Source organism: Bacillus sp. COPE52, assembly GCF_003355115.1.
Classification (GTDB): domain Bacteria; phylum Bacillota; class Bacilli; order Bacillales; family Bacillaceae_G; genus Bacillus_A; species Bacillus_A toyonensis.
The window spans coordinates 5,405,778-5,421,018 of record NZ_CP031292.1 but is presented as its reverse complement, the minus strand read 5'-3'; the positions used below and the strand labels follow the sequence as shown (position 1 = coordinate 5,421,018).

Annotated in this window: 15 protein-coding genes and 1 pseudogene; 9 read left to right on the top strand and 7 right to left on the bottom strand. The window is 30.8% G+C overall.

What is annotated here, in order from left to right:
* Positions 1 to 15: 15 nt before the first annotated feature.
* The 3 genes from DPQ31_RS27480 to DPQ31_RS27470 form a co-directional block, all read right to left on the bottom strand.
* Positions 16 to 777, bottom strand: coding sequence for an ABC transporter ATP-binding protein (locus tag DPQ31_RS27480; RefSeq protein WP_208731281.1), 762 nt, complete (start codon positions 775 to 777; stop codon positions 16 to 18).
* Between the two features lie 763 nt (positions 778 to 1,540).
* Positions 1,541 to 2,602 carry a HAMP domain-containing sensor histidine kinase gene (locus tag DPQ31_RS27475; protein WP_208731280.1) on the bottom strand — a complete coding sequence of 354 codons (1,062 nt, stop codon included), beginning with the start codon at positions 2,600 to 2,602 and terminating at the stop codon, positions 1,541 to 1,543.
* Entirely contained in the window at positions 2,599 to 3,285 is a 687-nt protein-coding gene (locus tag DPQ31_RS27470; RefSeq protein WP_098711883.1) for a response regulator transcription factor, read from the bottom strand. The genes DPQ31_RS27475 and DPQ31_RS27470 overlap by 4 nt, the downstream gene beginning before the upstream one ends.
* A gap of 1,162 nt (positions 3,286 to 4,447) precedes the next feature.
* Here DPQ31_RS27470 and DPQ31_RS27465 point away from each other — a divergent pair.
* The 7 genes and pseudogenes from DPQ31_RS27465 (at position 4,448) to DPQ31_RS27435 (ending at position 9,959) form a co-directional block, all read left to right on the top strand.
* Positions 4,448 to 5,431, top strand: a complete 984-nt coding sequence (locus tag DPQ31_RS27465) for a type 2 periplasmic-binding domain-containing protein (RefSeq protein ID WP_208731279.1) — start codon at positions 4,448 to 4,450, stop codon at positions 5,429 to 5,431.
* A 231-nt stretch (positions 5,432 to 5,662) separates the two neighbouring features.
* Positions 5,663 to 5,800, top strand: a pseudogene (locus DPQ31_RS27460) (endonuclease/exonuclease/phosphatase family protein); the annotation flags it as partial.
* Positions 5,801 to 5,820: 20 nt separating this feature from the next.
* Entirely contained in the window at positions 5,821 to 6,108 is a 288-nt protein-coding gene (locus tag DPQ31_RS27455) for a transposase (RefSeq protein ID WP_208731278.1), read from the top strand.
* Positions 6,109 to 6,161: 53 nt separating this feature from the next.
* Positions 6,162 to 6,590 carry a hypothetical protein gene (locus DPQ31_RS27450; RefSeq protein WP_208731277.1) on the top strand — a complete coding sequence of 143 codons (429 nt, stop codon included), beginning with the start codon at positions 6,162 to 6,164 and terminating at the stop codon, positions 6,588 to 6,590.
* Positions 6,591 to 6,685: 95 nt separating this feature from the next.
* Positions 6,686 to 7,273 (top strand): SMI1/KNR4 family protein, encoded by a 588-nt coding sequence (locus DPQ31_RS27445; protein WP_208731276.1) that lies wholly within the window; start codon positions 6,686 to 6,688, stop codon positions 7,271 to 7,273.
* A gap of 921 nt (positions 7,274 to 8,194) precedes the next feature.
* Positions 8,195 to 9,079: an Rpn family recombination-promoting nuclease/putative transposase gene (locus DPQ31_RS27440; RefSeq protein WP_061530279.1), complete on the top strand. Its 885-nt coding sequence runs from the start codon at positions 8,195 to 8,197 to the stop codon at positions 9,077 to 9,079.
* Between the two features lie 583 nt (positions 9,080 to 9,662).
* A complete protein-coding gene (locus DPQ31_RS27435) occupies positions 9,663 to 9,959 on the top strand; it encodes an ArsR/SmtB family transcription factor (protein WP_000900156.1) in 297 nt (98 codons plus the stop codon).
* A gap of 98 nt (positions 9,960 to 10,057) precedes the next feature.
* On the opposite strand, the gene DPQ31_RS27430 is transcribed toward DPQ31_RS27435, so the two are convergent.
* From DPQ31_RS27430 to DPQ31_RS27420, 3 genes are all read right to left on the bottom strand, one after another.
* The gene (locus tag DPQ31_RS27430; protein ID WP_079995239.1) at positions 10,058 to 10,159 is read right to left on the bottom strand and encodes a YjcZ family sporulation protein; all 102 of its coding nucleotides are present in this window, start codon (positions 10,157 to 10,159) and stop codon (positions 10,058 to 10,060) included.
* A gap of 236 nt (positions 10,160 to 10,395) precedes the next feature.
* On the bottom strand, positions 10,396 to 10,824 hold the full coding sequence (locus tag DPQ31_RS27425) for a stress protein (protein ID WP_097926718.1): 429 nt from the start codon (positions 10,822 to 10,824) through the stop codon (positions 10,396 to 10,398).
* A gap of 1,661 nt (positions 10,825 to 12,485) precedes the next feature.
* On the bottom strand, positions 12,486 to 12,950 hold the full coding sequence (locus tag DPQ31_RS27420) for a hypothetical protein (RefSeq protein ID WP_001059293.1): 465 nt from the start codon (positions 12,948 to 12,950) through the stop codon (positions 12,486 to 12,488).
* Positions 12,951 to 13,144: 194 nt separating this feature from the next.
* On the opposite strand from DPQ31_RS27420, the gene DPQ31_RS27415 reads away from it, so the two are divergent.
* Complete coding sequence (locus DPQ31_RS27415) at positions 13,145 to 13,513, top strand: DUF3888 domain-containing protein (RefSeq protein ID WP_098911878.1); 369 nt, start codon at positions 13,145 to 13,147, stop codon at positions 13,511 to 13,513.
* Between the two features lie 338 nt (positions 13,514 to 13,851).
* Here the strand turns inward: DPQ31_RS27415 and DPQ31_RS27410 are convergent, their stop codons facing one another.
* Entirely contained in the window at positions 13,852 to 14,028 is a 177-nt protein-coding gene (locus DPQ31_RS27410; protein ID WP_001113524.1) for a hypothetical protein, read from the bottom strand.
* A gap of 388 nt (positions 14,029 to 14,416) precedes the next feature.
* On the opposite strand from DPQ31_RS27410, the gene DPQ31_RS27405 reads away from it, so the two are divergent.
* Positions 14,417 to 15,214, top strand: coding sequence for a cell wall hydrolase (locus DPQ31_RS27405; RefSeq protein WP_208731275.1), 798 nt, complete (start codon positions 14,417 to 14,419; stop codon positions 15,212 to 15,214).
* Positions 15,215 to 15,241 lie beyond the last annotated feature (27 nt).

The window sequence follows — 15,241 nt, the reverse complement described above, 5'->3', positions numbered from 1 at the left end:
ATTGAACTTCCTTCCTTACACTTTTTGTGTACTTAAGTTTGCAAGCACGTCTAAAATTTCTTTATAGAACTCTTCACGTGTACCACCGCGATAAATTTCTTTATATAGCTCACCATCGTGAATGAATAAAATACGCTGACAGTAACTTGCACTATATGGATCATGAGTAACCATCATAATGGATACGCCTTGCTCTTTATTTAAGTTTGTCATCGCATCTAGTAAACTAGCTGCATTTTTAGAATCAAGAGCTCCTGTTGGTTCGTCTCCTAAAATAATTGCTGGTTCATGAACTAACGCACGTGCTGCTGCGGAACGCTGCTTTTGTCCACCAGATACTTCAGATGGATACTTTTGAAGTATTGCTGAGATTCCTAACATATCAGCTACTTTTTCTACTTTCGCTCCTATACTTCGTGATGAGAAACCTTGAAGTGAAAGTGGAAGTGCAATGTTTTCATAAATAGACAGGTTTTCTAACAAGTTAAAATCTTGGAAGATGAATCCTAGTTTTTGTGAACGGAAATCAGAAAGCTCACCTTGCTTCATTTTCGTAATATCCGTTCCTGCAATTTCAACAACGCCGCCTGTCGCTTTATCAAGCGTTGAAATTACGTTTAATAATGTCGTTTTACCAGAACCAGATGGTCCCATAACACCAACAAATTCACCCTCTTGAATGGAGAATGATACACCTTTTAACGCGTGTGATTGGTTCTCTCCTTTTTTACCGTATACTTTTTGGATGTTTTTCACATCTACAACTGATTTTGACATCTATATCCTCCTATGTTTCTTTTTCTATTGTGAACCCTTGGAGCCAAACAGCTATTGGTTCCTATTACATTGAATAGTTGTTTTTCCACTAATGCATAAAAATATCCACAATTTATATATATGTGTATATAGATTTAGTTGTATTAACGTTGCATTTAGGCATGATGTTTCACTGCGTCTTCTGTTACATAGTACATAATCTTTGGAATGAAGAATGATGTAAATAAAATGCTAAAATAATGTAAAGTAATCAGTGTGCCTTTTTTCATCATATTTACCTCCTAATAATTATTTTGTAAGATAGTTTGAATTATAAATAGAAATTCTTAATAAACCCTGTATATATTTATTAAGTTTTCTTAAGAAAAAAATAGAAAGCTTTCGCACTAAAGATAAAATTTTAGATTTTTAGGTAGGTTACAAATTTGGTCTTTTTTTATTTTGGATCAAACAAACTTACCTTATTTTTTTATAGTTTGGGAATGTACATCAAAGTGGAGGGGGGCGGAGGGGAGTGAGAAGAGTCCTATATGAATTATTTGCTAAAGAAAAAAACATTTCCAATCATATCTAACAAATACACTATTTTGTATCAAACATAGTCTTTTTTTATGTATAGTGAACGATAGCATTTAGCCAGCACTGCCTAAATATTCTCTCTTGCTTCTCTGTGTATACTATTTAAAACATTTACAACAACAAAAAACACTTCATAAAATTTTGAGGAATTTTATGAAGTGTTTCGTAAAGGGAGCACGGAATTTTAATTTCCGTACATAAGTATTGGATGTTCAACAACAAAAGTCATCCGTCCGTCTATATATTTTGCAGTAATGGTACCATTGTGAAGGTCCACAATTCTTTTTGAGATTGCTAGTCCAATACCAGTTCCCTGCTTAGTCATTCTAGCTTTCTCTCCCGTAAAGAATCGTTCGAATACTTTATTTATATCACCTAAGAGAGGCCTTTCTGTGGTGTTTGATATTTTCAAAATCACATTATTATCAATACATTCGAGATGTATTGATAATTCAGATGGCTCTGAACTGTATTTTATCGCGTTTATAAATAGATTTTCATAAACGCGGACCATTTTATCTATATCTATGAAAACCAGTATCTCTTCATTCGGTATGGATGTTTGGACATGTAAGCTTTTCTTTTCAAATATAGGTATGTATTCTCCTATTATTTGCTGTAATAAACCTGTCAGATCAACCTTATTGAGATTTAGCATAACATCCGGACTTGAAACACGAGTATATTCAAACAGCTCATCGATTGAATGTTTCAGTCTCTGCGACTTTGAATAAATGGTTTCAATATATTCTTGAAGTTGTTTTTCATCGTTATATTTTCCCTTTTTTAACAAATCTAAATAACCAATGATAGATGTCAAAGGTGTACGTAAATCATGAGATACATTTGTAATGAGTTCATTTTTTGTCCGTTCTAATTTTCTTTCATATTCAAATTTATTCCCTAATTCTTTGGACATATAATTGATATTTTGTGCAAGAAGAGCCAATTCATCCCCGCTATCTATTCTGATTGTTAACCCTAGTTCTCCATTAGCAATATTGTGAACACTCTCGGTAATAAGTTTCAAATATAGTAATTTTTTTCGCAGCAGTAACAGCAATACTCCAATAAAAGTGAAGATTATCACTGAAAAAAAAGTTAGTATAGAATAGAAAGGTGAGAGTTCATTATATATTGGAGTAAAGATAGTTATTATTATCACCCCAAATGAGGTGATAAAGCTAATTCCTACCGCAAAAAGTAGTTTTACAGCCAATTTATTTTTAAATTGAAACATCCTCATATTTTATATCCTACTCCCCAAATGGTTTTAATATAGATAGGGTGTTTAGAATCTTCTTCTATTTTATCTCTAATTTTTGTAATGTGTACCATTACATTGTTATTCGATTTATAAAACTGTTCCTTCCAAACAGCTTCATATATTTTTTCTACACTTAATACCATCCCTTTGTTACGAGCAAGAAGTTCCAGTATATCGAATTCTTTAGGAGTGAGCCTCACTTCTTGATTTTTCACCCATACTTGACGTGTATCTGTATTTATGGTTAATCCTACCATTTCGATAGTGTTTTTATTCTTGTTCGTGTCAGTGTTATATTTTTTATGTCTTCTTAATTGGGATTTAACTCTAGCAATTAATTCTAGTGGGTTAAACGGTTTTGATAGATAGTCATCAGCACCAGAAGTAAGTCCTTGAATCTTATCCATATCTTCTGATTTTGCAGAAAGCATGATAATGGGAATCGTTTGTTCTTCCCTAATCTTCAAACATGCTTCAATCCCATCCATGTTAGGCATCATAACATCTAAAAGTATGAGATCAAACTCTTTTTCTTTCAATAATTTCAAAGCTTCAATAGCATCTTCAGCTTTTTGTGTTTGCAAACCTTCATTTTCTAAATAAACAGAAATAAGATTTCTGATGTCTTTATCATCATCAACAATAAGAATTTTATCTGACATAGTATTCACCCTTGTTTTTATATTGAACTGTTATAGATATACGCTAGTAGTACATTTCTAAGGTTCCATTTCATATCTATTTTAGCAAAAGATTGATATACAAACCTTTTTAAAATAATTCCTAATATATTAAACTTTATCTATCGTTAATAAGATTGCTTCTAAAACAAAATAGTCTACATTAGGAATATAAAGTCTTGCAAATGGTCGTCGGTATTTTCCGTAACCATCTGTTCCTAGTCTATATTTAACAGTATATTTTACTTGTTCAAAATTTCAACGTGCTATCTATAGTTTAAAATAAACACATAAAGAAAGTAGGGTGAAAATTCTTAAGGATTCTTAAGAATTGAATAAAGTATGTAATGTTTTCCGTTACAAAGCTTTTGAAATTGGAACATATATTGAACTAATACACCGTATGAACATAAATGTAATACTCGTAAAATTTCATCGGATTTAATAATAATAAATTAAAAGATGAAACAATATTTAAAACTACATGTATTTGTTTATTAGAAATAAAGTCACTATGTTTAAAGAAAGATATGACGTTGTAAAAAATGGGATCTTCAATCTGTTCAAATAGGGGTTATGAAATGTTAAATTATGGTTTGGAACATAATTGTATGGTATTATTATATAGAAAATTACAAATGTTTGTGAACTTTAGAAGGGGATTTTTGTGAAAACTATAAAAAACAAACTGTTTTTCAGCATAGATACTATAGGAGCTATGATTTGTATTATCATGCTTATTATTAGTCTTGTTAATTTTAGAACATGGATACATCCATTTTTATTTTGTACATTCGGATTAATATTTTTACTTAATGTAGTGAATACTCTTAACGGAAATAGACGTAAATATTGTGAAATACAGAAGCATTTATAATGACTTATTGGATATACAAATTAAATGAAACTTTGAAATAAAATATCGGTGTTAAAACAAAGACATCATGTCTTGCCCCTTTGGATTTTTATATCTATAGGGGCATTTTATAGTGAAAAGGGTTGTTTTGAATACTTGTTTTAATGAGTGAGTTCTTTCTAATTGAACGAATGAAGTACGTTATTCAAAAGATTGCTTTACTTTAATATTTATACTGTATTCTAGCAAGCAACGTTTCTTATGTAAGGAAGGGGTATGAGGGATTATATGAAAAGAATGAAAAATATATGGTTGTTAGTGTTATGTTTCTTATGTTTGAGTGGATGCAATTATGAAAATGAAGATCAGGTGAAAAAATATATAAAAGAAAAACATGGGTTCGATGTTGTTGTAACAGATTGGGGCGGGATAGATGAAGGAAATATGGGACATACATACCATACTGTTCAAGCAAAAGATAATAAAAATATTCAATTTCGTGTAGAGGTAAATGGCATCTTCTATTCCACAATACAAGGTGATGAATACGAATATGGGAAAAACACATACGAGGAATATAAGAAATTCAAACCTGTTCTTGAAGAAATGAAAAAGTTAGGTTACGAGGAATCTGAAAATAAAAATGTTCTGCAATATATAGTAGATTATAACAATGCAGCAGGAAAACCAACAGATGAGTTGTTATTAACCTTGAAAACGAGTAAGGAAATCGATTATAGTCAATTTGAAACAATAGAATTAGATCGTTTACATTCATTATTCCAACTCATTCAAAAGAGTAATAGAAAGATAACAGAACTTCAAATTGAGGATCATAATGGTAAATCGATTGGTCTTCCTTTCGAAAATGTGCAAAAGGATATAACGAAAGAAGAACTTCTACTAACAATGAAAGACACAGTAAGCAGTTATTGGACATATTTGATTAAAACACAAACAAAAGTCTTTGAAAGATTAGAAGAAATTCAAAATGACCGCTTTGTAATTAAAGATATTACTTGTGCAGATCCGAAGGAAGGGAAATGTCCAAAATATGAAGCTACGATAGTTTTTAATGACAGTTCTATGGAGTATAAAAATGATCCCGATGTAATGGAGGATCTGACAAAGGTGGTCACGATTTTTAAAGAAGAACTACTTAACGAGAAATTTGATATATTTTTATCCAACAAAGATAGAACAAGTTATTCACGCTGGCTAACGTCAGAGAAAATTCAAAACAGTAATAACATCAATGAACTAATAAAATAATTGTTTATCAAAAATAACATGTAATTTTTGAAGTTTTTAAAGCTTTTAATTTTCCAGCAAACAAACCAAAGAATAGTTAGAAAGGTTGTAAATACATGAGAGATAAAGGTCATTGTTGCAATGACCTTTTTTTACTTGAATATGTATGTATCAATTATTTCGGATGTACAAAAATATTAGGGTGTTGATGGGTTGTATAATATTATGTAGTCACAGATAGGAGCTGGGTAAATGAAAATAGTTGCATGGAATGCAGACAGGGCATTTAGGAAGAAAATCAATAAAATATTACCGCTTAAAGCAGACATATTGGTAATTTCAGAGTGTGAAAAATCGGAAAAATGGGGGCAGATTGTTAAAGAAAAAGGAACTGGCATGGCTTAGACCGTGTGTTTGTTAAAGATTTAAAATATGAAATAGGATCGCCTGAATCTCATGCACTATCCATACATAAAACTAACTTTGAAGATTGGGAGTTAGAGTTAAGTGCCGATGAAGAAGAACTATATTATTTTGAAGAAGCAAAACAAAAAAAGGAACCTATAGAATTTGCTATTTATATTCAACATATGAATCGTTTAACAGGAAAATCGATAGTGAAAAGTATTGAAGAAAATACAATTGTAGTAAAGGGAATTACTGTTTTATATGGTTATAGATATGTATCATCACGTTGAAAATATTTTGACCTTTAAACAGAATAAAATAAACAAATTAAGGGGTATGTAAGATGGGGAAATTTGTGAAAGACCAAAAGGTAGTTGCAATGACATTAGAAGGATTGGCACCATGTACAGTTGTAAGAGTAGGTTGGATTTTCATTATGGTAGAAGTAGAAGAAACGAAACATTTATATTCTGTTACAAAAAGTAAACTAACACCTATAGAGGAAGAAAGACACTATCTTTTAGAAGAGAGTATTGATGAAGACGGTGTATTCGATATAGGTAGATTGTTTGCTAAAATAGAAGCAGAAGACATGGACCTTGCAAAGAAATCATTTGAAGAAAATGAAGACTTTAAGAAATACGAAGATTTTCACCATCCATTAGAAGGGAAACTGTATGGTGGAGAGTACTATACAACAATCAAAACAGGTAAAGAGCTACTTGAACAATATTTTAATCAAGAAGAGCTAGAGCGTAATGGTACTAATTAAATTAGATGTGAAAACAGTTAAAGGTCAAATCTTATTTATGTTAGGTATATAGACTAATAAAAAATTTTATATTTTATTATTGGGAGGACGAAATAATGGATTTGGTAAACGAATTTTTAAACGGCTTGAGAGCAGCATTATCAACAGATGATCTCGAGGCAATAAATAAAGCGTACGGTGCTACAAAAGAGAATATTGATACATTAAGGTCAGAATATCCAAATTGTCCAGAATCACTAATCTCTTTACTTGAAAATATCGATGGTACATATTGGCGGAAATATGGGGAAAACAAAGTTGCGGTATGTATTTTAGGCTCAGATGTTGAAGAGTATCCATATTATTTGCTTTCTACACAGCAGATGCTCGAAAGTTCAAAAGAAGAAGAAGACGTCTCCTATCTTTTAGAATACCAAGATGACGAGGATGTTGTTGACTCTAAGATAAATCCAGAAGGGCTTCTCCCTGGAAAGTATATTCACTTTTCAGATTGTATAAACAATGGTGGAACATCAAAGTTGTATATTGATTTTAACCCTTCTGATGAAGGTGTATGTGGTCAAATAATTCGTTTTTTACACGACCCGGATGAATATGAAGTGATTGCAAACAGTTTTGATGAGTATTTACAGGATCTAATTGATGGTAATTTTAATTATTTAGACGAAGAAGAATCTCAATGATTTGTGAAGAATTACACTTAAACTAAAAGGTTCTTTAGTTGAACTAGATTTAAATAATTTTATTACTGATTTTTGTCTACAAACACATTTAAAAGATTAAAAATTAAACAACTTTAAAGAGCCTTACTACAATATGATTTGTAACGAGGCTCTTATATTTTTAAATAAAAGTTAAATAATCTAGTGTATGGGGTTTAAACGCAAATCCTTTATTATTATGAGTGTTCATTTTCATTATTTGGCTCACAAATTAAGAAACTTTATTATTCACCCAAAAACCTATTCTCTATGACGCAACTAGATTTTCAAACGAATTTAATAACCATCTGTCATTTACATAGACAGATGGTTATTGTATTTTTTTGCGTCAAGACTAAACAACTTTTTTATCTTTACATTTGCCACCGCGTGCAAGTTTAGATCACTATATATAATGTTGCATAAATGCATACGAAAATCTTAACAAAGATTAACAATTAGATGAAGAATTCAACGACATGGATTCTTGGAGAGAGGTAGTCGGAAATATTGAAGAGAATGCAAATATATATAATCGTAATGTTTTGAGTGTGGGGTGCAAGAGATTTCTAGAGATAATAATTTAGAGGAATTACAAGGGGGAAATCTAAATCATATACACGAATTAAACAATTATTGGACAAACAGGTTAAGAGATAAGTTGGTTAAATATACTTATTTTGAATTAGCAAAGTAAGTTTTAGTTTGATAATAATGTGATCAAGGAATAGACGAATAATAAAGGGTTTGGCACAAAACGAAGTTATTTGCAATTGCTTTTTATCGGAATCACAAGTTTTTATAGGTTTAGACAACCTGATAACATAAGAGCCTGTTTGCATGTGCTACCTTTTTTTATGTACAATAGTAATAAGATATGATATAGACAGGGAGAGGAAATCCATGTCCACTAAATTAGTGAATTTACGCATTGATTTTGCTTTTAAACAGTTATTTGGAACAAAAGGAAATGAAGAAATTTTAATGGGTTTCCTAAATGCAATTTTAGAGGAATCTTTAGATGCACCTATTACTTCACTACAATTAGATGATCCACATCTCCATAAATCTTATGAAGATGATAAGTTATCGATTTTAGACCTATTAGCAACGCTGGATAATGGAACGCAAGTAAATATTGAAATTCAGCTTCGAAATACACATGATATGGTAAAGCGATCTTTATATTACTGGAGTAAACTTTATACATCCCAAATGCAAGAAGGAATGCCATATCGTTCACTTCGGAAAACCATTACCATTAACTTACTAGATTTTATTTTATTTTCTCAGGATGATGCATTTCATACTATCGGACAATTATGGAATCCTAAAATGCAGCAACTATTAAGTGACGACATTGAAATCCATTTTGTAGAGATACCAAAATTGGTAAAACAATGGCGTGAAGAAAAAGTAAACCCGTGGGAAAATACATTTGTTCGTTGGATGTTATTATTACCAGCACATGAAGATGAACATTTAACTCAAACATTGGAGGAGATTGCGATGAATCAAGATCCAATTTTACAAAAGGCAATAAATAAATGGGAAAATATGAGCCATGATTCTTCTTTCCGAACAGCATATGAAGCTCGAGAGAAATTACTTCTAGATGAACAAGCTAAGTTAGCCCATGCAGAACAAGAGGGCATGGAAAAAGGTATTGAGCAAGGTAAGATGCAGATGATTCGAGGGATGTATGAAATTGGTGTACCGCTTGAAACTATTGCAAAAGCAAGTAAGTTGAGTGTGGAAGAAATAGAACGTATCTTGAAATTAAAGTAAATATATATGAACCGACAGTACTTATAAATAAAAGAAAATAGATTTTCATTATCATGATACGTTTAATAGAAAAGCATTGCTGAAGATTTTGGCAGTGCTTTTTCTTAATCAATTTTTTGATGTTTTTCATGCTGCTCACAATTATTTAGAAAAGTTGAAAAAAGAACGTGAAATGTATTTACGATTAATAAATCTGATGCAAATCTGATGTAATGTTGAGGACAGAATACTTCAGTAATTCAATGTTTTTTTTATGATTCTTCCCACGTTTGTTCCTCCAACTATGTAAAATTTAAGATTGCAACGTAATAATAACATAGTGAATATCTTTATATTGTTTATTATGTCAAAAGTAAATAAAAAGATAGTTTAGAATTTTCAGACTACACTTCTGTCCTATGGCCTATTTTTCCCCGTATCTCATATTCATAAAGAAAAGACACCTTAAGGTGCCTTCCCCGACTTGAACCATCAAAAACCTGAAATTTTTACATTTTTATAGAAATTATTAGGAGAATACTTCCTGTTTTTATGTTAAACTATTTGAGCTAGTATTTGTATTAATATTAGGGGGATGAATAGTATGTTAGGCGATTTCAATATGAATTCCAGTAATTATGAAAGTGGTGCGGAAATCTTAGAATTATTAGGCAGTTTAAGTCGTTTATTAATTGTACGTGAATTGACTGTAAGTGGGACTTTGACAGTTTCCCAGTTGAACGCTGCGACGCATATTTCGGAACCTATGATTTTACAACATTTACGCAAACTAACTAAAGGTAATATGGTAATTATCGAGCGCAAGGGTACAAAGCTTTATTGTAGAGTAGAAGATAAGAAAATCATTGATATTATTGATTTATTAGGATTATCATATTAGGTTCTATTCTATGTCTTTTTTAAATTCAAGCACTTTATAAATAAAACAATAACCAAAAGAAAAGACACCCATATAAGAGTGCCTTTTCCGATAGTTTTTTAGCAGAAGCAAGAAGCTCCAACAATGATTAATAAAATAAATAAAACAACTAATAAGGCAAATCCTCCGCCACAACTACCGCAACTACCACCAAAGCCCATTTTAATCTCTCCTTTGAGTAGGAGGGGAAAATTAAGGTCATTCATGTATTTTAATGGATTCACTTTACCTTATGTTTTTAAGGATTAATTGAGCAGGTCCGTTTGAAAATAAAGAAAAGACACCCTAAGGTGCCTTCCTCCGACTTGAACCACTTTAATTTTAATAATATGTATTGGACTCCCATCCAAAGATAATTCTAACATGTTTTTATATAAATGAAAGCGGATTCTTTAACTTACTTAATTACTTTGTCCATAACTTCTTTATATTTGTTAAATTGGGCATCTTCCATATCACCATTCATTTGTATAAGGAAGTTACCTTTTGCGTAAGTATGAGAGAATAGCATCTGATTACCATTACCTAAATCGTCATAGTATTTCTTAGCTTTCTCAAGATCTTCTTTGTTTTTAAACTCAAATATTCTACCACCACTATCTTCACCTAATGCTGGAACAAGAATGCGTTTTGCTTCTTTTCTAGTATTTCCAAATTCTTTTTCTGGTAGGTCACTAGGATTGTCAGCTTCTAATCCTGCAGCTTTAAATTCTTCAATTACCTTACCAACCGTGGCATTACTTGTCATTGATTTAACGCTGTCACAAGCGGATAAACCAAATAATAATAGAGCTCCAATAAGTAATACTGCTAATCTTTTAAACATAGTTGTTCATTCCTCCTAATGTAAATAAATCCTTAAATATAATAACAAATTATTTATCTTTATATTGTCATATATTGTCGAAAGGAAATAAAAAAGGTGTGCCGTAGCCCCCTTTTTTTTAAAATTACTATATCTGTAATGATCCGACTAAGTTTATTACTCTGTTTTATCAAGATCATCCGATAATTTCTTTAAAATATACGTGCTTCCTTCTTCTCTTCATCTGTTAACTTTGCAGTCTTACTCTTTGCTTCAAGTGATTTAAGGATATTACGTAAGGAAATCAAACAAAATAGTTATAAAAAAAGACCCCTTACGGAAAGATAAGAGACCATCAAAAAATGTTGTATTTGAAACACGTGATGTTTCATAAAGATATTATAAATTAATTTATATATTAAGTATAATGAATATAAAAGTTTGTGAAAATAATAAAAGTGTATAAAATCCGTATTTAAACGAAGAAGCCCTAGAGTTAGGGCTCTAGGGCTTCTTGTTTTGGTATATCTCACACGGTTTTATAAAAAGAATAGAACGTACTGAAGATAACATATGAATGTTTCATAAATGTATCGAAAAAGTGAACAAAATTGCTATTGCAGAAGGAGTAAAAATGAAGTTTCTAATAATTAAGTACATAAAAGGTGTTATTTCCAGTGGATAAAATGCGCGTGAGGCACCTAATCATTATTTTACCAGAGGAAAAGAATATGTTATGAACTTTGTTGAATGAAAAAATGAATATTTTACTTTAAGCGAAGTTAATGAAATATATTTTGGGGGTTATATCAATGATTGTTATCTCGATGGACACTTTAACTTTATAAAAGTCCTAGAAGAAAAATACAACTATGAGGAATTGTAAGCTATAAAAGTGAACAAAATCGTTTTTAAAATAAAAGAAACCCCGATTGTCTGCGGGGCTTCTAAGGGTAATCGTCAAGTAATGACGTACTCGACTAAATAAACATATCATGAGTTTTTTGGTGAAAATACTGGTAAATGTGTCCAAATGAGTAAGGGCATCATTTTGAACAAAAACGCTATTTTAATAAAAAAAGAGCTTGCAAGGAAACAAGCTCTAACGTAATTGAGATGTCTATATATTACCATTCATTTCATTATAATTCCATCCGTTGTGGTTGAGAAATTAAGTATAAGCAATTTAATAAAAACCCTAGTTTCCTAGGGTAATGGTATAACAGCCAAATATATTTTATTCTTTTATATCGTAACTTAATATTACGTTAAAAACATCAGGGAAATGTAACCAATTGCAGAAAATAAAAGAGCAGCCAGTAAAAGCTAACTGCTCATCTCCAAGGGGGAATGGAGAAAATATAATGTTGTCTGCATTATTAACAGAATATTTAGTTTTATTCAACGTAAGATTCAGATTTAAATTAAAATCTCAGCAATTAATATTATCATTCTTACAAGAAACAAGCGTATAACAAAATCTTTATTTGAATAAAGAAGCCCTAGGGTTAGGGGATCTAGGGCTTCCTGTGTTGGTATATCTCACAAGATATTATAAAAAGAAAAGAACTTACTAAAGATAACGCATAAATGTATCAAAAAAGTGAAAAAAATCGTTATTTGATTAAAAGAAAAAAGAGCACAAGTTGATATGAGCTCTAAAATAATCATTTTAAAATCTATTAAATTGTTTCTTTTGTATTAGGGGTATCAAATTTATCAATTAACTTAAAGATTGCTTCTAAAAGAATTGTAGATAAAATCGCAAAGATTAATACAGCATGTGGTGATAATTGTACTGCTGTGAAATTAAGGTTTGCTAGCCAAAAATATCCGACATACATTGTCAGGAATGTACTAACAATTGAAATTGTAAATCCTAAGAAACCTAATTCTTTTAGCTTTTCTTCAGATAATTTAAATACGTGTAATATGAAAGAGAAGATAATCCCAACTATGAAAAATCCAATACATAGGGTTAATAGTGAAATTATACTAGGGTATTCAACGTCATCAGGCATCCATTGTTTCATTCCTACAATTATTGCTGTAGGGAGCGCGATAGGTATTAATAGTGGTGATACTATTAGAAAAATTGCCAATAGTCTATTGCTGTTGTTTGTCTCATTGTTGTTGTGATTATTCATAAAGCCTCCAAAAATAATTTTAAAATTAATATCCTAGTGGATTTTAGCACATAAGCATTAGTAAGGCCACAGTCAAAAAAAGTGGATTTAAACAAAAGTGCTGTTTGAATAAAAAGAAGTTCAATACGGGGGAGAATAGTCATCTCTTATGCTGGGGAGGTTAACGGATATCCAAATTTATTAAGGGTGATTATATGTTGAACAGCAAAGTGGTTATTTTGCTTTTGGGAATTATAATAGCAGTTTTATTTTTAAAGCCGCTAGATACCAAAGCAGTTAATATTGATAATCAAGATTTTTATAATTCTTACAATACTTTATTAGCACCATATGCAAGCAAAGCTATCAGAAATAAGCTTGGGCCAAATCATCAGTATAGTTTAACGGACGCAAAAATTTTAAAAGTTGAACGGTTTCCAAAAGAAAATTTTAGTTTTATCGTTACAGTTCAATATAAAACTTATACAGGCGCTTATAATCCTCCGAATGGCATAGAAACCGTTACTTTTAATATAGATCCAAGTGGAGTAAAAGTTATAAATTTTGTTCATAAAGATGCTTAAAAAAGAAGTGATATCCTTCACACATTGATTAGGGGGATATTCCAATTAATAAATATAATAAAAATTTCATTTTGTATTAATTTAAAACACGAAAAGAGCACTTAATAAAGTGCTCTCATGACAAGATAATTCATTTGTAAAGACTATTTCAATTTATAAAGAGAGGAACACAGAATATTATATGTGTGCCCAGTTAATGGAGTGCTTTTTACAAACAAAAAGCAGCTAGCAAAAGCTAACTGCTCCTTATAAGGAGATACAGAGAAAACTACTTCAAATGAGTTGTGGCATACAGCTTATATACAGTATTGACGGAATATTGAATTTCATTCAAGAGGTTATGTTATATGATTAATTAAAAACTCTTTTATTAGCAGTAAAACTCCGAGGAGAGATAAGACTTCAATCGAAAACCAAAACATATCTTTTTGAGGTTTTTTAAACTCCATTACTATGGAGGAAAATAAAAATAAGGCAATGACTATACCAATACAGAGACGGATCACATCAGGCATTTATGGCACTCCTAATAATTAATTATTTTTTTATATAGGTATTTCCAATGGTACGGAATTTTAAAAATGTTTTATGGAAAATCAAATAAAAGAACACTATTCGAGTTGACTTTAAATCCTTATAGCCTCAAGGTAGGTTTTTAGTTTCTCTTTAAACAATTAAAGTAAGCCTCTACTTTCCAAAAATTTTGTTTGAGAATTGAATTATCCGATTCTTTTAAAACCTAACTATAATAATTCATTTTCAATATCATCAGCAATTCAATTATTATATAGAAATACAAATTCAATGACTTATATTTTATGTTTTGTTACGCTATATATAGCTTGATTTGTTTTTAACATAGACATATTAAGGGTACTTAATAATTTTTAGGAGGCTTTTTGAATGAAGTTATGTAAGGTGAAAACTTTGTTACCATTATCTGCTGCAATGATTACAATAGTATCAAATCCAGTAGGCGCTGCGGCTTCAACGGTTTATACGGTTCAAAAGAATGATACCCTAGAAGCAATAAGTAAACAATATGAGGTGTCCGTACAATCACTTAAACAAGCTAATAGTAAAGCAAATGATCAAATTAATATTGGAGAACGCTTAACAATTCCAGGATCTTCAACTGCAAACGAAAATGTTCAAAAAAATAATTCAGCAGTTTCAAGTAATACATATCAAGCAATTTACCAAGTGAAAAGCGGGGATACATTAAGTTCTATATCACAACAATATAAGGTTTCAATACAGATTATTAAACAAAATAATAACGTAGACGGAAATCAAATTTTTGTCGGTCAGCACTTAAAGATTGATACGGGTATTCCATTACAAGAAGTGGATTTAATGGCTCGATTAGTGAATGTAGAAGCAGGGGGAGAACCGCATGAAGGAAAGGTTGCAGTTGCAATGGTAGTGTTAAATCGGGTTAACGCTAATGGCTTTCCAAATACAATTAAAGACGTAATTTATGAACCCATTAAAAATGGTTATGCATTTACTCCTGTTACAGACGGTAGAATTAATCAGCCTGCTACACAGGAAGCAAGAATGGCAGTAGAAGAGGCTCTCACTTCAAAAGGAACAAATTCTGATTGGCTTTATTTCTATAATCCAAAAACCTCGACTGACAAATGGATTACAACACGTCAAACCGTTGCACAAATCGGAAACCATTTGTTTGCTAAATAAAATAATAATATATTAATGGATTTCCAA